The sequence below is a fragment of the Sphaerimonospora sp. CA-214678 genome (genome assembly GCF_050942215.1).
Lineage (GTDB): Bacteria > Actinomycetota > Actinomycetes > Streptosporangiales > Streptosporangiaceae > Sphaerimonospora.
Genome location: NZ_CP192056.1, coordinates 1,299,955 through 1,320,433, shown reverse-complemented (window position 1 = coordinate 1,320,433; position 20,479 = coordinate 1,299,955). Strand labels below are relative to the sequence as shown.

The 20,479-nt window shown below is 68.0% G+C and carries 16 protein-coding genes; all 16 read right to left on the bottom strand.

The genetic code is table 11. The features are described from left to right. Nucleotides 1-12: 12 nt before the first annotated feature. A complete protein-coding gene (locus ACQP1K_RS06205; protein WP_433499908.1) occupies nucleotides 13-834 on the bottom strand; it encodes a tryptophan 2,3-dioxygenase in 822 nt (273 codons plus the stop codon). 216 nt (nucleotides 835-1,050) lie between these two features. Beyond that, nucleotides 1,051-1,971: a 1-aminocyclopropane-1-carboxylate deaminase/D-cysteine desulfhydrase gene (locus ACQP1K_RS06200; protein ID WP_433499907.1), complete on the bottom strand. Its 921-nt coding sequence runs from the start codon at nucleotides 1,969-1,971 to the stop codon at nucleotides 1,051-1,053. Beyond that, a complete protein-coding gene (gene metX / locus ACQP1K_RS06195) occupies nucleotides 1,968-3,152 on the bottom strand; it encodes a homoserine O-acetyltransferase MetX (protein WP_433499906.1) in 1,185 nt (394 codons plus the stop codon). The genes ACQP1K_RS06200 and metX overlap by 4 nt, the downstream gene beginning before the upstream one ends. Continuing rightward, a complete protein-coding gene (locus ACQP1K_RS06190) occupies nucleotides 3,149-4,474 on the bottom strand; it encodes a bifunctional o-acetylhomoserine/o-acetylserine sulfhydrylase (protein ID WP_433499905.1) in 1,326 nt (441 codons plus the stop codon). Before ACQP1K_RS06190 ends, metX begins: the two co-directional genes overlap by 4 nt. Before the next feature lie 230 nt (nucleotides 4,475-4,704). After that, a complete protein-coding gene (locus ACQP1K_RS06185; protein ID WP_433501498.1) occupies nucleotides 4,705-4,776 on the bottom strand; it encodes a putative leader peptide in 72 nt (23 codons plus the stop codon). Nucleotides 4,777-5,010: 234 nt separating this feature from the next. Beyond that, complete coding sequence (locus tag ACQP1K_RS06180; protein ID WP_433499904.1) at nucleotides 5,011-5,355, bottom strand: hypothetical protein; 345 nt, start codon at nucleotides 5,353-5,355, stop codon at nucleotides 5,011-5,013. A gap of 151 nt (nucleotides 5,356-5,506) precedes the next feature. After that, on the bottom strand, nucleotides 5,507-5,755 hold the full coding sequence (locus ACQP1K_RS06175; RefSeq protein WP_433501497.1) for an N-6 DNA methylase: 249 nt from the start codon (nucleotides 5,753-5,755) through the stop codon (nucleotides 5,507-5,509). A 28-nt stretch (nucleotides 5,756-5,783) separates the two neighbouring features. Continuing rightward, nucleotides 5,784-7,538, bottom strand: coding sequence for an RNA-binding domain-containing protein (locus ACQP1K_RS06170; RefSeq protein WP_433499903.1), 1,755 nt, complete (start codon nucleotides 7,536-7,538; stop codon nucleotides 5,784-5,786). Nucleotides 7,539-8,308: 770 nt separating this feature from the next. Further along, complete coding sequence (locus ACQP1K_RS06165; protein WP_433499902.1) at nucleotides 8,309-10,408, bottom strand: glycoside hydrolase family 44 protein; 2,100 nt, start codon at nucleotides 10,406-10,408, stop codon at nucleotides 8,309-8,311. Between the two features lie 163 nt (nucleotides 10,409-10,571). Then, nucleotides 10,572-12,497 (bottom strand): acetoacetate--CoA ligase, encoded by a 1,926-nt coding sequence (locus ACQP1K_RS06160; protein ID WP_433499901.1) that lies wholly within the window; start codon nucleotides 12,495-12,497, stop codon nucleotides 10,572-10,574. 447 nt (nucleotides 12,498-12,944) lie between these two features. Then, nucleotides 12,945-14,105 carry an MFS transporter gene (locus tag ACQP1K_RS06155; RefSeq protein WP_433499900.1) on the bottom strand — a complete coding sequence of 387 codons (1,161 nt, stop codon included), beginning with the start codon at nucleotides 14,103-14,105 and terminating at the stop codon, nucleotides 12,945-12,947. Then, complete coding sequence (locus ACQP1K_RS06150; protein WP_433499899.1) at nucleotides 14,102-14,932, bottom strand: phosphosulfolactate synthase; 831 nt, start codon at nucleotides 14,930-14,932, stop codon at nucleotides 14,102-14,104. Before ACQP1K_RS06150 ends, ACQP1K_RS06155 begins: the two co-directional genes overlap by 4 nt. Nucleotides 14,933-14,949: 17 nt before the next feature. Next, on the bottom strand, nucleotides 14,950-15,963 hold the full coding sequence (locus ACQP1K_RS06145; protein ID WP_433499898.1) for an aldo/keto reductase: 1,014 nt from the start codon (nucleotides 15,961-15,963) through the stop codon (nucleotides 14,950-14,952). Further along, the gene (tcuA, locus tag ACQP1K_RS06140; protein WP_433499897.1) at nucleotides 15,960-17,450 is read right to left on the bottom strand and encodes an FAD-dependent tricarballylate dehydrogenase TcuA; all 1,491 of its coding nucleotides are present in this window, start codon (nucleotides 17,448-17,450) and stop codon (nucleotides 15,960-15,962) included. Before tcuA ends, ACQP1K_RS06145 begins: the two co-directional genes overlap by 4 nt. Nucleotides 17,451-17,480: 30 nt before the next feature. Then, nucleotides 17,481-18,680 carry an ABC transporter ATP-binding protein gene (locus ACQP1K_RS06135; protein WP_433499896.1) on the bottom strand — a complete coding sequence of 400 codons (1,200 nt, stop codon included), beginning with the start codon at nucleotides 18,678-18,680 and terminating at the stop codon, nucleotides 17,481-17,483. Next, nucleotides 18,677-20,455, bottom strand: a complete 1,779-nt coding sequence (locus tag ACQP1K_RS06130) for an ABC transporter permease (RefSeq protein ID WP_433499895.1) — start codon at nucleotides 20,453-20,455, stop codon at nucleotides 18,677-18,679. The genes ACQP1K_RS06135 and ACQP1K_RS06130 overlap by 4 nt, the downstream gene beginning before the upstream one ends. Nucleotides 20,456-20,479: the final 24 nt, after the last annotated feature.

The window sequence follows — 20,479 nt, the reverse complement described above, 5'->3', positions numbered from 1 at the left end:
AGCTTTGAGAAATCAAAGCCACGCCCGTAGTTCCCAGAGAAGGGGGAAGAAATGCATGCGCGTCCGCCCTCTCAGGTACGGCGCGCCGGACGAGCCACCGGTGCCGGATTTGGTGCCGATCTGGCGTTCGACCATCTGGACGTGCCGCATCCGCCACAGGGCAGTGGTCTCGTCGTGGGTGAGGAGATCCTCGGCGAGCTCCCACAGATCATCGTGCGATCCGCGGTCCCTCGCCACCGCCAGCAGGGAATCCATGATCTCGTCGTCGGAGATCGGCAGGCCACGCTGGGAGAGAGCGGTGAGGTAAGCATCCCACAGGGACGGCTCCGCCAGCCGCCGTTCGAGCCGAGCGAGCTCCGCGTCGCCGACGTCCCGCAGCCGGCTCAGATACGCCCGATCCTTCACCCCGGAGATGAACTCCAGCTCGCGGAACTGGACCGACTGGAACCCGCTCGCCGGAGCGAGCACCGACCGGAACTCGAGGAAGTCCTGCGGCGTCATGGTCTCGATGACCTGAACCTGCTCGACCATGACCCGCTCCACCGAGTGGACCCGGCGGAACAGATGCCTGGCCCGCCACAGCGAGCCCTCGATCATGGCGTCCCTGATCCGCTCCAGCTCGTGCAGCAGCAGCTTGAACCAGAGCTCGTAGACCTGGTGCACGGTGATGAACAGCAACTCGTCGCTGGCGCCGGACCGGGGTTCCTGCTGGGCGAGCAGGCCGGGCAGCCGGAGGTAGCCTCCGTAGGAAAGGCGTCCGCCTTCCTCTCCGAAGCTACGCGGAGGGGGTTCGCCGTCCCCCGCCCCGGCTCGCCGATTCGGCGTCACAGCCATACTTCACCCCTCCGACGGCATGCCCCTCATCCCCGTTGATCAGAAGCTCGGCCGCCGTCCCCGATATCACCCCATAACACCACAGACGTCAACTCGATGCACGCTGAATCACCGAACCCCGCGGGCCGTGCCGTACGGCCCGCCCGACCCGTCCGGATAACCGCGTCGAACGTGAAGTTTCGGCGAAATAACCGCAGATCACACGGGTTGACGGCGTTACGCCCTGCCGATGGGAGCAGTGATCACGGCGACGACGGTCGTGCCACGGGGGAACCCGCCGAGGCCGGTCAGGGTGAAGATCCCCCAGAGCATCTTGGCGACGTAGACCCAGTCGAGCAGCATGCCGTGACGGTCGGCGAAACCGGCGATGAAGGCGTCGAGATCGGCGTTGCGCCTGGCGTAGCCGCCCGCGTGGAAGTCGTGGTCGATCGACCAGTTCGCCGTCACGGTGTCGTACGTCACCTGCTGGAGGCGGGCGACGGTCCCGGCGAGGAAGCGACCGCCCTTGAGCACGGAGAATCCGAGCGCACGCCGGCCGGGGGGCAGCCCGGCGGCGATGCCGGCCAGCGTCCCGCCGGTCCCGACCGGGCAGCAGACGACGTCGAACGGCACGTCGATCTCGGCCGGCAGCTCGGCGCAGCCGCGCACCGCCAGGTCGTTGCTGCCGCCCTCGGGCAGACGGTAGAAGTCGCCGAACCGCCGCCGCAGCTCCTCGACCGCCTCCGTGCCGTCCTTGGCCCGATAGCTCGTACGGTCGACGTACACCAGCCGCATCCCGCACCCGGTCGCGAACGCCAGCGTGTCGTTGAGCGGCAGGTGCTCCTCGCCCCGGACGACGCCGATCGTACGGAACCCGAACTCGGCGCCCGCCGCGGCGACGGCCCTGATGTGGTTGGAGTAGGCCCCGCCATACGTCAGCAGCGTGTCGTGGCCGAGCTCGGCGGCGCGGGTCAGATTGTGGCGCAGCTTGCGATATTTGTTTCCGGGCAGCAGCGGATGCAGCAGGTCGTCCCGCTTGAGCAGCAGCCGCACCCCGGCCCGTTCGAGCCGGTCGTCGTGCAGCTCGGTCAGCGGTACGGCGGAGGCCGGCCCGAGCTCCATCCGCAGCCCCGAACCGCCGGCGTCTCCCCCGTTCACCCCGCCAGTTTAGATTTCACCCGGCACGCGTCGGCGGTGAGTTCCCTGACGAGGGAGGCGACCTGGTCGACCTCGATCAGGAAGCCGTCGTGGCCGTTCGGTGACTCGATGACCCGCAGCCGGTCCGCGCCGGGGATGCCGTCGGCGAGCTCCGCCTGCTGGACCAGCGGATAGAGCCGGTCGGAGTCGATGCCGGCCACGATCGTACGGGCGGTGACCCGCCGCAGCGCGGCAGCCGTACCGCCGCGCCCCCGGCCGACGTCGTGGGCGTTCATCGCCTCGGCCAGCGTCACATAGCTGCCCGCGTCGAACCGGCGTACCAGCTTGTCGGCATGGTGGTCGAGGTACGACTCCACCTGGTAGCGGCCGCCCCGCCAGGGGTCCTCGGCCCCCTGCGGCGACCGGCCGAACCGGGCCTGCAGCTCGGGCTCGCAGCGGTACGTCACGTGGGCCAGCCGCCGCGCGATGCCGAGCCCCGCGTGCGGGCCCCGCCCCGGCCCGGCGTCGTGGTAGTCGCCCCCGCGCCAGCCGGGATCGGAGCGGATGGCGTGCAGCTGGATGCTCGCCCAGGCGATCTGCTCGGCGCTGGCCGCCGCCGTACAGGCCAGCAGCAGCAGCGACCGCACCCGCGCCGGGTGGGTCGCGGCCCATTCCAGCGCCCGCATCCCGCCCATCGACCCGCCGATCACGAGCGCCCAGCTGTCGATGCCCAGCGCGTCCGCCAGCTGGGCCTCGGCCGCCACCTGGTCACGTTGGGTCAGGAACGGGAAGGCCCCGCCCCAGCGCCGCCCATCGGGACGGCGTGAGGCGGGACCCGTGCTGCCCTGGCAGCCGCCCAGCACGTTGGGCGCGACGACGAACCAGCGGTCGGTGTCGAGTGCGAGGCCCGGCCCGATGAGCCCCTCCCACCAGCCGGCGGTCGGGTGGCCAGGCCCGGCAGGGCCGGCGACGTGGCTGTCTCCGGTCAGCGCGTGCAGCACCAGGACCGCGTTGGACGCGTCCGGCGCGAGGCGCCCCCAGGTCTCGTACGCGATGCGGACACCGGGCAGCTCACCGCCCGCCTCCAGCGGAAGCGGGCCGCCCAGCGTCACCCAGCGACGGTCACCCGGAGGATCCCCCTCCTGCCACGCACCGGTCGCCGGCGGCGGCGGAAGGTTCGCCGTGCCCTGCCGTACGGTCAAGACGCCGCCTTGGCCGCGCGGAATCCGGCCTCCAGATCGGCCTTGAGGTCGTCGATGTTCTCGATGCCGACCGACAGTCGTACCAGCCCGGGCGCGACGCCGGCGGCGGCCAGCTCCTCCTCGTTCAGCTGGCTGTGGGTCGTCGACGCCGGGTGGATGATCAGGCTGCGCACGTCGCCCATGTTGGCCAGGTGGCTGAACAGCTCCACGCCCTCGACGAAACGCTTGCCCGCCTCGATGCCGTCGCGCAGCTCGAAGGCGAAGACCGCCCCGGCGCCGCGCGGCAGGTAGCGCCGGCATGCCTCGTGCCAGCGGCTGGAGGGCAGGCCGGGGTGGTGCACCGCCGCGACCTCGTCACGCTGCTCCAGCCACTCGGCCAGGGCCTGGGCGTTGGCCGAGTGCCGCTCCATCCGCAGGGACAGCGTCTCCACACCCTGGAGCAGGAGGAAGGCGGAGTGCGGGGACAGCGCCATGCCGAGGTCGCGCAGCAGCTGCACGCGGAGCTTGATGGCGTAAGCGCCCGGGCCGAGAGCCGGCCAGTAACGCAGGCCGTTGTAGGTGGGGTCGGGCTCGGTGAAGTCGGGGAAGCGCTCGGGGTGTGCGCCGAAGTCGAAGGTGCCGCCGTCCACCACGACACCGGCGATGGTCGTGCCGTGGCCGCCGATGAACTTCGTCGCCGAGTGGACGACGATGTCGGCGCCGTGCTCGATCGGACGCATCAGGTACGGCGTGGGCAGCGTGTTGTCCACGATCAGCGGGACGCCCGCGGCGTGTGCGATGTCCGCGACGGCCCGTACGTCCAGCACGTTGCCCTTGGGGTTGCCGACGGACTCGGCGAACAGCACCTTGGTGTTCGGGCGGATCGCGTCCCGCCAGGCGTCCATGTCGTCGGGGTCGACGAAGGTCACCTCGATGCCGAGCTTGCGCATCGTGTGACGGAGCAGGTTGTAGGTGCCGCCGTAGATCGTGGAGCTGGAGACCACGTGATCGCCGGAGCCGGCCAGGTTCAGGATCGCCATGGTCTCGGCGGCCTGCCCGGAGGCGAGGGCCACGGCGGCGACGCCGCCTTCGAGCGCGGTGACGCGCTGCTCGAAGACGTCCTGTGTGGGGTTGTGGATGCGGGTGTAGATGTTGCCCGGCTCGGCCAGGGCGAACACGTTCGCCGCGTGCTCGGTGTCACGGAAGACGAACGAGGTGGTCTGGTAGATCGGCACCGCCCGGGCCCCGGTGGTCGGGTCGGGTACGGCTCCGGCGTGCACCTGCTGGGTCTCGAAAGACCAGGTCGCGGAGGCGGGGGCGGATTCGGTGTGCTGCTCGCTCATGGTTCTCCGTAGGGTATCGGACAGCCTAAAACAGGTTTACAGCTAGTAGTCATATGCCTTGTACGGCATCGGCGATGCCCGTCATGCTTCGCCGGGCGGTGGGACAGGTGTTCATCCCCGGGCACGACATCGGGCAGGAATGGGACCGCCGCCCCGGACGAGACCCGGGCGGCTGTGAAAGGAAGGGTTCGTGGGCGCCGGTGGACGGCGCGCATGGCCTCAGTGCGCCATCAGCGCATGGCAGCGGGACAGATGGCGCTGGCAACGCGCAGGTAGTCGACGTGACGACGGATCACCAGCATGATCACGAGGTCAAGCCAACCATGCGTCCACGCGGCGCGCCAGCCCTTGTGACCAAAATCTCGCCTTTCGGGAAGCCCTAATCTCCAGGGGCTCGTACAGAGAGCCGCCCCGGGTGGGGCGGCTCTCTGGTGTCATCGGCGGTGATCAAGTGATCAGGTCACCGACGGGTTCAGGGTCGGTCGAACTCGCCGAGCTTGGCAACCTCGATGAACTCTGCGGCGCTGCCGCACTACTCAGAGGCAGTCGATCCCCTTTTCGCCTGTTGGAGGGCTTTCGGCGATGGCGGCGAACTCGCTGAGGGCCGCTTCCAGGTCTTCGACGATCTCCTGGGCGATCACGTCGGGCGGCAGCAGCGAGTCGGCGTCCTCCAGGGAGGGGTCCTTGAGCCAGGTGATGTCGAGGTTGACCTTGTCCCGGGCGATCAGCTCGTCGTAGCTGAAGGGCCGGAACCGCTCGGTCTCGATCCGGACGGAACGCGGCTCACCGGGCCGGTAGCACTTGACGAAATCGTCGAGGTGCTCGTGGCGAAGCGGGTTCTGCTTGAGCGTGAAGTGCTGGCCGACACGGAAGTCGTACACCCACAGCCTGCTCGTCCACGCCTTGCCGGGAAGGGCTTCCCTCGTGTCGAAGAACAGCGTTGTCGGGGACGACCACTGCGGCCCGGCCGGGGATGGCGAGCATCGAGGCGATGTGCTGGACGAAGTCGAGCTGCTTGTCGGTGGTCGTGGTTTAGAAGACCTGCCGACTGTAGGAGATGGCCTCCTGTCCACCCGGCCGCCCTCGCCGATCAACCGTGCTGGACGACTTCTTGCCGAACGGCGGGTTGGCCGGCACCACGCTCGGGTGCCGGGACGGCGACTCGGCCAGGGCATCCTTCACTTGAATCAGCGATTCGCCGTTCGGCCTGCCGATGCCGTGGACGAGCATGTTCATCGCGGCGAGGCGGGCCGTGCCGTCGACCAGTTCGGTCCCGCTGATCGCCCCGGAGACGAGCCGGGTGCAACCACTACTCGGGGCTTCGGTCGTCTGCCGGCGGACGAGGACGCCTGTTCAACCGGTTATTCTTGGCCTTGGGGAACTTCGGTCCTGGTCCGTATCGGACGGCCGTCCCCCGTTTCTGTTCGGACGTTCGGGTCAACAACTCCCGCCCGACGAGGTCGCGCAGTATATCCCGGGCCTGATAGACATCCACGTCAAACAGTCGCTGAATGGTACGATTATTTACATCGCCGTAATCTTTCACGTGCTCGATGATTTTCTTATCGATATCGTCTATGGCTCGACTGTGGTAGGCGACGGCACTTCCTAGGCGCGCAACGACTTCCGCTCGAAGCCGATACACCGGATATCGGTGCTGCATCGTCGCCCGAGTGGGCTCCAGTACGTTTACCGGATCGGCGGCCAGGCGGCGGAGAGCCGCCTGTGCCTCATCTTGCGATCGTTGTATGACACGTGCGACATCGGAAGAACGAACGGTGCGCTTCGCACACAGCATCCTAATCAGGAGCATCGCATCTGTGTCGTCCTGCTCCTCTTCGGGAAGAGAAGCCACGAATTTGGCTATTCGCGTATTTGGGGGGTCCCCTCGGAACAGTACGGAGACATGGTCGGCATCCTCCGTGATTATAGGAACATCCCTTCCAGACTTAATCATTTCCCGATACATTCGATCGACCCCTTGCCCGACCTCTTCGGCCAGGCCCAGCAGCCGAAACCCTGCCGCTAGTGCGGGATAGCGCGCCTTCGATCCCCTTGTCAAGATATTGCTCGTCGTCACCCCGGAGACGAGCGGCCCTGGTGATTCGATACGTAGATACTGGGGAGAATGCTCTATTTGTATTGCCACCCTCAAGCGCCAATCACCATGAATGAAGGCATTGACCAGCGCCTCGCGTATTGCGGCTGACGGATAGTCTCCTATTTGAAGTTGCCGGCCGTCGGCCAGCGTTACGGGCGTAATTCCCTGCCGGACCCTTATGGACTGAAGGATCTCATCGAAGGCCAGCACCAGTGGAGCACCCACGCGCAGTACTGCATCGGCCTCGCCGGATTGGGTTCGCTCATGCTGGTAGATCGCCGCGGTTTCTCCGAGGCTTTCTGGATTCTGGCAGAGCATCAGCTCGCCGGCGCGGGACATGCTTCCGTCATCCGCGACCGCATGAAGCGCCCTTAGTAGATCCATGTCCCCGAATTGAGCGTATCGCTGTCGAGTCGGGTCCGCCGAACCGCTAAGAAGCCTTCTGCAGTACCTCAGGGCGAGTGGATCTATGTCTTCCAAGGACCGGTCGCTCACAGTGGCGGACCAGTCGAATCCACGCCGCTCCTCCGACAACCGGGTCACATCAAGAGGACGCATCGGCAAGCAGCCCGTATTTATGCGCTGATATGCATAGCCCTTTGCCGTCGAATATACCTCGATGCCTTCTGGGACGTTGAGTTCCAGCAGCCGCTTCCCCGCGAACTCTATCTCCTTTATTTCCACAAGCAGGGAAGGCGCGGTAAGCTGATGAATTTTACCTCGGAGGACCGCCACATCCACGTCACATCCGATAAATGCCTCTTCTCCCGACTTATTATCTATCACGCCGACTACAACCGTGCCGCCGTTTGCGTTGGCGAAGCAAATACATGCTTCTGCAAGGTCTTGGAACGTTTCTTTGAGGTTAGGCTTCGGTTGCTCAAAATCGAGAGTCTCAGTCTCGCACTTGGCTGCGGTCGTCCCCGCCAAGATCTTCTTGAGGGTCGACAGTGAAGAGGTCACCTTTGAGACTCCTTTGGGGTATCCGTTGGTCCAACGGCATCCCCAAAGCCGCCTCAAACGCCAGCATCGGGGACGGCATCCCCCGTCGCCCTGAAGGCGACGGCCCCTTGCCGAGGCTCCGATGGGCCGCGATCTGACGCAGAGGCGCATGCGACGGCCCGCCCGCCGCCATGGGGGAAGTGCGGCAGGCGGGCGGCTCAATGCCGACCGGCTCAGCCCCGAACAGCTCAGTGGGCCAGGCCCCGCAGGAGTGGGCGTTCTCTACCTGCTGATCGGCAACTATCTACCGAAGACCCGGGGTGGCTCGGCCGCCCGCGTGGGTGGTCGACGGGTGGACAGGAGAAACAAGTTTCGCGGCGTACCAGCCCGCTGGGCGGGCGACTGTTCGCCGGGCTGGGATCGCTTCTGCTGGCGTTCGGCTTCGTGCTGCCAGTTCCGGTGCTCACCGTGAGCCTGCTTGTCGGCACCGTCGCCATCGGCCTCGCCCTGGTGTTCTATTCCTGGCGTCTTTCGATCCCCGCCAGAACTAGTGCAAGATCACGGAAGGCAAAGCGCCTGGTCAACAGGAATCTCTGCGAGAAACTACAAGATCACGACGGGTGAAACGGCTGGTCAACCGCGTGGTCTGCGAGTATTCGCAAGATCACCCCGGGGTGTTCGGTTCTCTGGCCTGTCGACGCCCTCTCGCACCGGAGTGAGGCGAGCGGGCGGTCCGGAGGGCCGGACCACCCGTCATGATCATTCGCCTGATGAGTGCGGACGGCGATCGGCTAACCCGTTGTGCAGAGCGCACCGTTCAGCCGGAACTGTTCCGGTGCGGAATTGGCGGCGTTGTTCCAGTCGGCGAGGAACCCGAAGTCGACGCTGCCACCGCTCGCGCCGATGGTGTCGTTCCAGCCGGCGTCGGTCACGGTGACGGCCGAGCCGCTCTGAACGTAGGAGCCGTTCCAGAGCTGGGTGAGGGTCTGCCCGTCGGCGTACGACCAGGTGAGCTTCCAGTCCTTGATAGCGGTGCTCCCCTGGTTGAGGATCTTCACGTCGCCCTGGAAGCCGCCCGGCCACTGATTGACGACCGTGTATTTCACCTGGCAGGTGGCACCGGGCGTGGGAGTTGGGGTGGGCGTCGGAGTCGGAGTCGGAGTCGGAGTCGGAGTCGGCGTCGGAGTCGGCGTCGGCGTCGGAGTCGGCGTCGGAGTCGGGGTGGGCGTCGGGGTGGGCGTCGCACCCTTGGGGATCACGATCGTGCTGATGGAGTTGGCCGGGAAGGTATCGGTGAAGCCGCTCGCGCTCACCTGCCGGCCGGTCTCCTGCTTGATCGCCGACACGTCCGCCGCGCCGTACCGGTAGACCTCGGCGGTCGCCCCGCCCTCACGCCCATTGATCGAGACGGCGCTGGTCAGGTCGTCACCGGTCTTGTTGACCACGACGAGTGTGAGCGCCTCGTCGGAGGACCGCTCGGCCGCGTACACGGCCAACTTGCCCTGGTCCGCGCTGGTGGCGCGCACCGATGTCTCGCCGAATCGCCCACCCTCACCGTCGTAGTTGCGATACATCCGGAAGGCGTAAGCACCCGGTTGGGACGCCGTCGGCGGGGCCCAGAGGGTGGCGAGGTCGAGCCCTTCCCGGCCGAAGATGCCCAGGATGTCCGCCTGCGCCAGCGCGCCGTTGATGTGGTCGAGGGCGCCCCAGTTGTACTCGGTGATCGCGGTCTTGGTGCCCGGATAGTTGGCCGCGACCAGCTCCTTCATCCGCGGGATCAGCCGCACCTGGGTGTTGATCCAGCTCTCGTCGGTGTAGGTGGGGTCCCACAGGGCGCGGGTGGATCGCAGGCGGAGTGCGTCAGAGGTGGGGTCGCCGCCGTTACTCAGCGATGCCTGCGGGTAGAAGTGCATGTCGAAGTAGTCCAGGACGCGCAGGCCGTGCTCGTCCTCGTACTTCTTCATCTGCTGCAGGTACCAGGTGGTGAACGGCAGACCGCCGCGGGCCGCCCGGTCCGGCGGGTCGCCCCAGCAGCCGGTGCGCGAGCACGTCTCCTGGTCGAGGCCCGAGTAGTCCCAGGATGTCCAGCCCCAGCCGACCGGGCCGAGCGTCTGCGCCCCGGGATCGACCGCCTTGACAGCGGCCCCGATCAGGTACGCCTGGTCGCGCAGCTCCGCGCTACTGGCGCCGGCGGGGTGCACGTCGCGGTGCGTGCTGTGCCAGATATCGGGCTCGTTGTCCAGGTTGTAGAAGCGCACCCCACCCTCGTCCGCCGTGCCGTACTTGGCGGTCAGGTGGCCCAGCCAGTCTTCGACGTACTGCGGCCCGATCTCGACGCTGGTGTCGTGCGGGTCGTTGTCCGTTATGAACGTGCCGTCGGGCTTGATTCCGTTGCCGCAGTCCGGCCGCCATACATCGGTCTGCTGCTGGGGGCCGTACTTGGCGACGGAGAAACCACAGGAGCCGTCACGGGCCTTCGGGGCCCACCCGATCAGGGGGACGGTGAGGATGGTGGCCGTGCCGGTCCGCCTGTCCTGTTCCACGAACTTGTCGGTGCTCGAGCCGTCCGGCAGCGATCCGGGGTCGGAGTTGTCCTCCGCGATGTTCTCGAAGAACCAGTCGGAGGCGCGGTTGGTGGTGTCGTACCGGTAGTCGTACCGGGTGGTGGCGTTGCCGCCCCAACGCCGTACGGGCAGACTCAGCTCCTCGGCGAGGGCCTCGTCGGTGAAGTTCATGCCGTAGATGTAGGGGCTGATGGGATGGCCGGCGGCGGTCAGATCGACGGTGAGCTGCGGGCCTTCGGTGGCCGCTGACCAGGCGGCCGATGTCTGCGCCATCGCTCCTATCGCGACGGCCATCGTCGCGGTGAGGGCGAGCGAGAGTAATCGCATTCGGACGGGTCTCCTTCCCTTCCCTGGGTCCGTACCAGCGATCACGCTCGCCGAGACCCTGGGAGCGGACAAGATGAGTCCCGGTGGACGCCGGGCGCACCGCCCTGAACTGGCCGAAGATCGGGCTGCGCCTGCAATTTTCAGATGACGGCGTAACGGGGAGTCAGTCCGGGAGGTCGGGTACGAAGTGGCGGAGCACCTCGGGGTTGGCCATGGAATCGGGGTTGGCGGCCTGCTCGACGGGGGTGCCCAGGAGGATCTTCCGTACCGGAACCTCCAGCTTCTTTCCCGACAGCGTGCGCGGGATGCCGGGGACCACACGGATCTCGTTGGGCACGTGCCGGGGCGACAACTCGGCGCGCAGGGCAGCACGCAGCCGTGAGACGAGCTCGTCGGTGAGGGCCGCGCCGTCGGCGAGCGTGACGTACAGCAGCAGCCTGCCCTCCTGGCCCAGCCGGCCTGTGTCGATCACGAGGCTGTCGGCGATCTCCTCGAAGCGCTCGACGATCCGGTAGAACTCGCTGGTGCCCATCCGGACGCCGCCGCGGTTGAGGGTCGAGTCGGAGCGGCCGTAGATGACGCAGCCGCCGTCCGGGAGGATCTTGATCCAGTCACCGTGCCGCCAGATGCCCGGATAGTCCGCGAAGTACGACTCCCGATAGCGGTCGCCCGACGGGTCGTTCCAGAACATCACCGGCATCGAGGGCATCGGCCGGGTGATCACCAGCTCCCCCACCTCGCCGATCACCGCGTCTCCCGCCGGGTCGAACGACTCGACCGAGGCGCCCAGGCAGCGGCACGGGATCACACCGGCCCGGATCGGCAGCAGCGGCACCGCCCCCACGAACCCAGTGCACACGTCGGTGCCGCCGGAGAACGAGCCGAGCTGCACGTCGGGCTTCACGTCCGTGTAGACCCAGGCGAAGCCCTCGGGCGGCAGCGGAGAGCCGGTCGACCCGATGCCGCGCAGCCGCTCCAGCCCGGACGGCTTCAGACCCGCCTTCATCGAGGCCACCAGGTACGGCGCGCCGGTGCCGAAGTAGGTCACGCCCTCCTCGGCGGCGAGCCGCCACAGCGCGCCGGTCTCGGGGTGGGTCGGACCGCCGTCGTAGAGCACGACCGTGCAGCCCACCAGCAGGCCGCCGATGAGGTAGTTCCACATCATCCAGCCGGTGGTGGTGTACCAGAAGAAAACGTCGCCGGCGCCGAGGTCCTGGTGGAAGGAGAGCGACTTGAGGTGCTCCAGCACGATCCCGCCGTGGCCGTGCACGATGGGTTTGGGCAGGCCCGTCGTGCCCGAGGAGTACAGCACCCACAGCGGGTGATCGAAAGGAACCGGTTCGAACTCCGGCTCGGCGGCCTCGGCCCGCAACTCGTCCCACCCCAGGTCGTTCCCACCGGCGGGTACGGCGTCCGCGGCGGCGATCCACACGGTGGCCTTGAGCGTGGGCAGCTTGGCGGCGATCTCACGCACCGCCTCCGACCGGTCGTACGACCTGCCGCCGTAGCGGTAGCCGTCCACCGCGATCAGCACCTTCGGCTCGATCTGGGTGAAACGGTCGGTCACGCTCGGCGCGCCGAAGTCCGGGGAGCACGACGACCAGATGGCCCCCAGGGAGGCCGTGGCCAGGAAGGCGATGAGCGCCTCGGGAACGTTGCCGACATACGCCGCGACCCGATCGCCGCGCCCGACGCCGAGCCGCGACAGCCCGGCGCGGACCCGGCCCACCTCGTCGCGGAGCTCACCGAGCGCGTAGGTCCGCCGATCGCCCGTTTCATCACGAAATATCACGGCAAGGCGGTCGGGGTTGTCACCACGCAGCGCATTGGCGGCGTAATTGATCGTCGTCCCGGTGAACCATTCGGCACCCGGCATCGTTCCGCTGATGACGGGCCCGTCACCACGATCGCCGATCACCGCGAAGTAGTCCCAGATCGACGTCCAGAACTCGGCCGGAGACTCGACCGACCACTGCCATATGTCCTGATAATCGCCGGAACGTCCGAGCCACTCCATGAACCGGGTGATCCGCGCGGTACGGACGATCTCCGGAGTGGGTTCCCAGAGCAGGGTGCCTTCCTCAACCATGAGCCCATCTTCGCGATCGGACCGGCGTATGTCACCATCGCCCCGGAACCTGAGGAGACCGTCACATGCGGGTTCCGAGGTGATCGATCACAGGCGGCCTCTGAGGTGATCGATCGCGGTCCGCGCGGCGGAACCGATCGCGGTGTCCGCCTTCGGCCGATTCTGGACCATGCCGAACGAACGCCGGCGGGTCCGGCGCGGCGTCCGGGGTCCCCGCGGGATCCGAGCCTGCGATGAGACAAGATCGACGCACGTGACGGCGAGGCCGAGCAGATCCGCGCCCACATCGCCGAGCTCACCGCGAGGCCGCGTGAGCTCGAGGAGGCGATCGATCATCTGCGGATCACCCGCAAGACTCTCCTGTCGCCCGCCGACGAGGACGACGCCGAGTCGGCCACCCCCCTCGGACGTAGCCAGGTCGAGCCCATATCAAGACGGGGAACGCGGTCAGCCGCCCCGGTCCGGAGGTAGGCGCAGCAGCACCGCCGACGACGCGGCGAGCACCGTGCCAAGCGTCACGAACACGCCCGCCGCGCCGGTTGAGATCACGCCAATGCCGAGCGGCAGCACAGTCTGCGCAAACCGGTTACCGGTCAGCCGAAGCCCCATCGCGGCACCGTGCCGCCCGGGGCGCACCGCGTTCGCCACCCACGACATAGTCAGTGGCTGCGCGACGCCCAGCCCGACGCCGAGGGCGAGCATGACGGCGATCGCACCAGCGACGTGCACGGCGGGGAGCAGCAGCAGCCCTGCGGCGGCGACGAGGATAGACACGATCATCGCGATGCGGCGGCCGACCTGGTGGACGACCCGGTCGACGATGAGCCGTACGAGCAGCGTGGCGGCTGCCCGCAGCGCGAGGAGCAGGCCGACCGTGGTGAGCGAGACCCCTCGGTTCTGCGCCCAGGCCGGCAGGAACGCCAGCACCAGGTCGAGCGCGGCGAGCACGAGGCCACCGGCGACAAGCGTGGGCGTCATGCCCGGAATACGCAGCAGCTCGCGCGCGACCCGCTCGCGCGGCCGTTGCTCCGCGCGAGCGGTGGTGTCCGGGAACAACCACCAGCACAGCGGCAGCGACAGCGCGCTCAGTACGGTCGCCGCTGCCAGCCCTGCGGTCGCCGAGAACACGTCGCCGGTGACGGCGAAGTGGCTGGCGCAGAGCGCGCCGAGTACCGGACCCACAATCTGGCCCACCGCGGCCATCGCGGTCAGGATCCCGAAGCCCCGGTCCCGGTCCTCGGCTCGCCCAGCGGCCACTGCGGACTGCTGGCCGGCGAGGCTGGTCAGCTGGCCGAGCCCGAGCAACGCGCTCGCCACCAGCAGCACTGCGAGGTGGTTGGCCAGCGCCGTCAGCACACCGGCCACGGTGGACAGAACGCTGCCTGCGACCACCAGGCGGGCCGGGCCGTACTGGTCGGCCTGTCGCCCCACAGTGAAGGCGAGCAAGAGCGGCAGCACCGAGAAGCTCGCCGACAGCGCGCCGATGCCGGCGTTGCCGGCGTGCAGCTCGATGGCCCGGTAGCTGGCCATCGGCCGCACGGCGGCGTACGACGCGTGGGTGAGCGCGGTTGCGAGCAGCAGCGCCCGCGTCGCTTGCCGCAGCGTCATCCCTTGTAGCTGACGACCCGGCCCCAGACGCTCTTCGTGCCCCAGATGCCGGAGCGCAGGCATTCGAGCTGGTAGACCTGGCTGTGGTCGATGAAGACGTTGACCTCGGGGCCGTAGTTCTTGACGTACCACTCGAAGACCGGCGGGTCGGCTGCCTCGAACATGACGGATTCGAGACCGAACTCACTGATGAACAGGGCCGGCACGTCGGTGCGCCAGGTGCGCACCTGCTCGGTGACGCCCTCGGACTCGAGCATGACCCAGTTGGCACCGGCGTCGAACGCCTTACGGGCCCGCTGAACCGCGAACACCGGGTCGCCGGTGCCCTCGGCGGCCAGTTCCTCCACCGAGGAGGTGCCGCCAGCGCCGAACTGGATGCCGACCTCCGCCTTGACCTTCACGCCCGCCTTGCGCCCGCGTTCGATCAGCCGCAGGTAGTCGGAGGGGGCGATGGCGAGCATGCCGACGGAGATCTCGACGATGTCGAAGCCATACCGGGTAATGGCCTGGAAGTACTGTTCGACCGCGTCGGGACCGCGGGTGAGCACGAACTCGATGAGCCCGCCGGTGGAGACCTCGACGCTGTGATCGTGGCAGACGTCGATGAACTTCTTCAGCGTCTCCTCGGACATCAGCGGCATGGACGCGCCGGGGAACTTGAACGAGTCGATGTGCGGGCCGACCGACTCCAGTAGGTCGCGCAGGTGGTCGGGGCCGAACGAGGTGTAGTAGGGGCCGCGGATCTCGGTGAGCCCGACGATGCGCGGCTTGCTCGGCCGCTCGTTGAGGCGCAGGAAAGAGAAAGCGCGTTCCAATTCGCTGTTCATGGTGTACCTCCGTAGGTTCAGCTGGACTCGAACTCGATGTCTTCGGCTTGGTGGCGGTGGTGCGCGGTCAGCGCGTCTACCTCGGCCCACACTTTGTCGGGGAGCTTGAGATCAAGGGCGTCGGTGACGGTGTCAAGCTGGGCACCCCGGCTCACCCCGATGATTGGCGCGGTGACGTCGGGCTGGTGGAACGCCCACGCGGTGGCGAGCGTCGCCAGCGTGGTGCCGACCTTCTCGGCCACGGCCCGCAGCGCCTCCACAGTGGAGAAGGTGGCGTCGTTCCAGTACCGGTCCTTGTATCGCCGACCAGCCGCTCCGACGGCGAACCGGCTCGCGCCGGGCGGGGCCGCGGTGCGGTCGTACTTGCCGGCGAGGATGCCGCCGGCAAGCAGATTGAACGCGAGCACCGCCACCCGCTGCTCCCGGCAGAGCCGGAACATCTCGATCTCCGCGCCTCGCCGCACGAGGCTGTACCGCACCTGCGCGGTCCGCAGCCGGGGCAGGTTCCGCAGCTCGCTCCAGGTCAGGGCCTGGGCCATCTGGTACGCGAGGAAGTTGCAGCAGCCGACGTACCGCACCTTGCCGGCGTGGACCAGTGCGTCCAATGCGGACAGCGTTTCATCGAGGGGCGTGGCGGTGTCGAACCGGTGCAACTGCAACAGGTCGATGTGATCGGTGCCGAGGCGGTGCAGCGACCCCTCGACCGCAGAGATCACGTGCGATCGGGACAGACCCAGCTGCCAGGGTGCCGGTCCGGTGCGGTTGTAGACCTTGGTGGCGAGGAAGACCTCATCGCGGCGCCCTTCGAGCCACCGCCCGAGCAGCGACTCAGTGACCCCGACGGTCTCCGGGCCGCTGCCGAGCGGGTAACTGGTCGAGGTGTCGAGCCAGGTGAGGCCGCGTTCGAAGGCTCGGTCGAGGATGTCCCGCGAGGTCCGCTCATCGCATTGGAGGCCGAACGTGGCGGTGCCGAGCACGACGCCAGGCACCCGTACGCCACTGTCACCGAGCGGTACGGCTTTTGGGCTCACGCCCGGCTCCGCGCATACCTGGCCGCGGTCGCACCGGCCCGGCGGCCGAACACCGCGCCGGACATCAGCCCGCTGCCGCCGGGGTAGTTCTCGTAGAAGAGCCCGCCGACCACCTCGCCGGCGGCGTGCAGCCCGGGGATCGGCCGATCGCCCTGGTCGAGCACGCGGGCATCCTCGTCGATGCGAATACCGCCGTACGTGAACGTGATGGCGCAGCCGACGGGGAAGCCGACGAACGGCGGCTCGGCGATCGGCAGTGCCCAGTTGCTCTTCGGCGGCTCGACATCGTTGGTACGCAGCCCATCGAGCGTGGTCGGGTCGAAGGTGCCCTCGCCGATCGCCGCGTTGTACTCAGCGACCGTCCGCTCCAGCCGCTCCGGGTCGAGCCCGAGCTTCTGGGCCAGCTCGCCGATCGTGTCGGCGACCACCTGGCTCGCGCCCTCGTGGCCGTAGTCCGTGCGGAGGAAACCGACGCCGCGCTGGTCGAAGATCTGGTAAGCCAGCCCGCCGGTCTGTCGTAGGATCGCCGAGCCGATCTTCGCGTACGTGTAGTTGCGGAAGTGCTCGCCCTCGTCGACGAAGCGTCTGCCCTCGATGTTGACGGTGATGCCGAACGGGTACGAGTGCCGCTGGAGCTTGTTGGTGAGCACTCGGTTGCCGTACGGGCCCGCATTGATGTCCCAGGCGACCGCGTGTGCGCCGGACCAGTTGCCGTACGCCTGGGCGCCGATCCCGAGCGCGCTCATCAGCCCTTCGCCGGTGTTGTAGCGGCTGCCCCGGACCTTGGCGGTGTCCCAGCCGGGTCCGAGGTGAACGGCGCGCAACCGGGCGTCTGCCTCGAAGCCGCCGGAGGCGAGCACGACCGCCTTGGCCCGGATCACCACCTCGCCCGCCGGGGTGCGGCACACCACGCCCTCGACCGCGCCGGCCGGGCCGAGCAGGAAGCCGGTCATCTGGTGCTCGACCCGTACGTCGATGCCGGTCGACTTGGCTTCGGTCAGGTGCTGCTCGATCAGACCGATGCCGCCGCCGACCGTGGCGATGGTGCCGCCGCCCCAGAACTTCTTGCGCCCGTTGACCTCGAAGATTTGGTTGTCCGACTGGAGCTTGAACTTCACGCCGTGCCGGTGCAGCCACTGAAGGGTGGGGAAGGAGTCTTCCACGAGGATCCGCATCAGGGTCGGGTCGGTGCGGCCGCGGGTCACCCGGAGCATGTCGGCCGCGAAGTCGTCCACCGTGTACGGCGGCAGGTCGAAGGTCGCCGCCTCCCGCTCGTCGAGCTCGTCGAGGAGCGGGCGCAGGTCGTCGAGCCCCCCGTACGTGGCGCGCATCGAGCCGAGCGTGTAGTACGAGTTGCCGCCCAGCTCGGCCGCCGGCGCCTTCTCCAGGACGCAGACCCGGTCGACCTGCTCACGGGCGGAGTGGGCGGCGGAGAAGGCGGCGTTTCCCGCGCCGACGACGAGGACGTCGTATTCGGGGTCGGACATGATGCTCCTTCGTAGAAGGGTTGCGGACGATCAGGGCTTGAGGACGCGGATGTCGGCGGTGGCAACAGCGATCCACACGGCGTCGCCGGGTTCCGGCTCCTGCGGGCCGTTGCTCCAGACGCGGAAGCGCCGTTCATCGCAGCGGACGGTGTACTCGGTGTGCGGGCCGAGGAAGAGCACGGCCTCGACAGTGCCGACGAAGCCGCCACCGGCCGGGGCGAACGTTGCCCGCTCCGGGCGGAAAAGCGCGATGGCCTCGTCGCCGACCGCCAGGTCCGCCGGGCCCGCCGTCCCCTGGACCGGCCCGTAGGCGGTGTCGACCGTCACCACGCCCTCCGGCGTGACCGCGCTGACCCGTCCGGGCACCTCATTGCTCGTACCGACGAAGTCGGCCACATAGCGAGAGGTCGCCTGGTGGTAGATGGCGCGCGGCGCGTCGAGCTGGGCGAAGCGCCCGCCGCCCATGACCGCGATCCGGTGTGCCAGCCCCATCGCCTCCTGCTGGTCGTGGGTCACGTAGATGGCCGAGAAGCCCAGCTCCCGCTGCATGGTGACCAGCTCGACACGGAGTTGCTCGCGTACCCTGGCGTCGACATTGGACAGTGGTTCGTCGAAGAGCACCAGGTCGTTGCCGGCGACCAGCGCGCGGGCCAGGGCGACCCGCTGCTGTTGGCCACCGCTCATCTGGCCCGGATACTGGCCGGCCAGGTCTCCGATGTGGACGAAGTCGAGGATCCGCTTGACCTTCTCCGCGATCCGCGCCTTGGAGAGCTTCTCGGCCCGATTCTGGAGCGGGTATGCCACGTTCTGCGCCACAGTCATGTGCGGCCACAGTGCGTACGACTGGAAAATCATGCCGATCCGCCGCTTTTCCGGTGGCACGACGAGTCCGCGCGTGTGGTCGTACACCATCTGGCCGTCGATTTCGATCGTGCCCTCGTCGGGCGTCTCCAGGCCGGCGACCGCGCGCAGCAGCGTGGTCTTGCCGCATCCACTCGGGCCGAGCAGCACGAGGAACTCGCCGCGGGCCACGTCGAAGGAGACCCCGTCGACGGCGGGCATGACAGTGCCGTCGGCCCGCTGGAACCGCTTGCTCAGTCCCCGTACCCGGACGATCGAATCTGTCTTTTCTGTCTTTCCGGCCTGCACCGCCGGGTCAGCCGTGCCGTGCGGTCGTGTCTGCGCCACGACGGACATGCCGCGCTCACCTCTGCTTTGCTCGTCGGTCATCGGGTCCTCCGGGTGCGCCTGCCGCCCTGCCAGCGCCCCTGCCACCGGGAGAAGGCGAGCGAGAGCCCGACCACGACGGTGGTGATGACGGTGAGGACGATGGCGAGAGAGGCGAGTTCGGCGTAGGAGCCGTTCTCGAAGATCTGAAGGATGCGGAAGCCGACGACCATGTTGCTGGTGCCGGCGAGGACCGCGGTGGCGGTCAGGTCGCCCACCATGCGGGCGAAGAGGAATGCCCAGCCGGCGACGAGGCCGGGCACCATCAGTGGCAGGTACACCTTGCGGAACGTGCGCCCGCCGCCGGCGCCGCTGATCTGCGACGCCTCACCGAGCTCCGAGCCGACCTGGCTGGCGGCCGCGTCCGCGGCGACCGATCCCTGCGGCAGGTAGATGCTGATGTAGGCGAGCAGCAGGATCAGCGTCGTGCCGCCGAGGTAGAACGGCGGCCCGCCGAACGCGAGGATGAAGCCGACCGCGATCACCAGGTGTGAGAAGACCGACGGCAGCTTGATCGCCCCGTCCAGCACGCGTACCACCCGGTGGCGCGAGCGGATCACCAACAGCGCGATGAGCGCGGCGGCGACCATGCCGATGGTGGCGCCGGCGGCCGCGATCCAGAGGCTGTTCTGCACCGCGTTGAGGGTCTGCGAGTCGCCGAAGACCGACTCGTTGATTGACTCGAGGCTGAGTCCGGACCAGTTGATGTCCGGCGTCCAGTACCCGTTGAAGGAGACCAGCAGCAGCCCCACCACGGGTGCGACAACGGCGAGTACGCCGTAGAGAAGGATCAGCAGGCGGGCCGGCCATCTCCACTTGCCGAGCGCCTGCCGAGCGAAGCGCTGCCCCTTGCCGCCGACCGTGGCGTGCCTGCCGCTGCGCAGCAGCCGCGACTGGAGGTACCACATCACGCCCACGAACGCGAGCACGATGAAGCTGAGCCCGACCGCGGTGGCGGTCTCCGCCGGGTACGTGAACGAGAGAAGGTCGACGATCCGCACCGAGAGCACGTCGATGCCGGCACCCGCCCCGACGATGACCGGCACGGAGTAGAGCGAGAAACCCTGCCAGCACATCAGCAGGATCGCGCCACCGATGCTCGGCCGGATCGCCGGCAGCGTGATCCGGAGCAGCGTACGCCACCGGCTCGCCCCGCTGATCCGGGACTGCTCGTCGAGGCTGGAGTCCATGTTACGCAGTCCGCCGGTGACGAGCATGAAGACGTACGGCACCTGGTAGAGCGTGTAGACGAAGATCAGGCCGGGCCAGGAGAAGATGTCGAACGGCCCCTCCGCCAGGTCTACGCCCACGCCGCCGAGCAGCCACCGGATCGACGCGTTGAGCAGGCCCGCATTCGATGAGAGCAGCAGCACCCAGCCGACCGCGCCGGCGATCGGCGGCAGCAGGAACGGGATCATCGGCATCGCGTCGGTGATACCCGTGATACGGGCGTCGGTGCGTTCATTGAGCCACGCCAACGTGGTGCCGATGACGAGTGCGATCACGCCGCTGACCACGACCGCGATCAGCGTGTTGAGGACGAGCTGCGCGAGGTCGGGTACATCGAACACGTCCTTGACCGGCGCGAAGGTGAAGGAGCCGTCTACAAAGAACAGACCGGCGATCACGCGCAGGATCGGGTATGTGGCCAGCAGCGCCAGGACCACCGCCACCGCCGCGGCGGCAGCGGTGAACGGGGTGACACGGCGGCGTCCGGCCCGTTCCTGGCCCGGAGCCGGCGTCTCTGCGCCGGCCTCCGGGCCCGTCGGGGCGATCATCACCACGGGAGTACCTCTCCGGGT

Excerpts from the sequence above, each read along its gene's own strand:
- ACQP1K_RS06205 (WP_433499908.1), bottom strand. The coding sequence starts at position 834 with ATGGCTGTGACGCCGAATCGGCGAGCCGGGGCGGGGGACGGCGAACCC.
- ACQP1K_RS06190 (WP_433499905.1), bottom strand. The coding sequence starts at position 4,474 with ATGAGCGAGCAGCACACCGAATCCGCCCCCGCCTCCGCGACCTGGTCT.
- ACQP1K_RS06165 (WP_433499902.1), bottom strand. The coding sequence starts at position 10,408 with ATGCGATTACTCTCGCTCGCCCTCACCGCGACGATGGCCGTCGCGATA.
- ACQP1K_RS06160 (WP_433499901.1), bottom strand. The coding sequence starts at position 12,497 with ATGGTTGAGGAAGGCACCCTGCTCTGGGAACCCACTCCGGAGATCGTC.
- ACQP1K_RS06155 (WP_433499900.1), bottom strand. The coding sequence starts at position 14,105 with ATGACGCTGCGGCAAGCGACGCGGGCGCTGCTGCTCGCAACCGCGCTC.
- ACQP1K_RS06150 (WP_433499899.1), bottom strand. The coding sequence starts at position 14,932 with ATGAACAGCGAATTGGAACGCGCTTTCTCTTTCCTGCGCCTCAACGAG.
- tcuA (WP_433499897.1), bottom strand. The coding sequence starts at position 17,450 with ATGTCCGACCCCGAATACGACGTCCTCGTCGTCGGCGCGGGAAACGCC.
- ACQP1K_RS06135 (WP_433499896.1), bottom strand. The coding sequence starts at position 18,680 with ATGACCGACGAGCAAAGCAGAGGTGAGCGCGGCATGTCCGTCGTGGCG.
- ACQP1K_RS06130 (WP_433499895.1), bottom strand. The coding sequence starts at position 20,455 with ATGATCGCCCCGACGGGCCCGGAGGCCGGCGCAGAGACGCCGGCTCCG.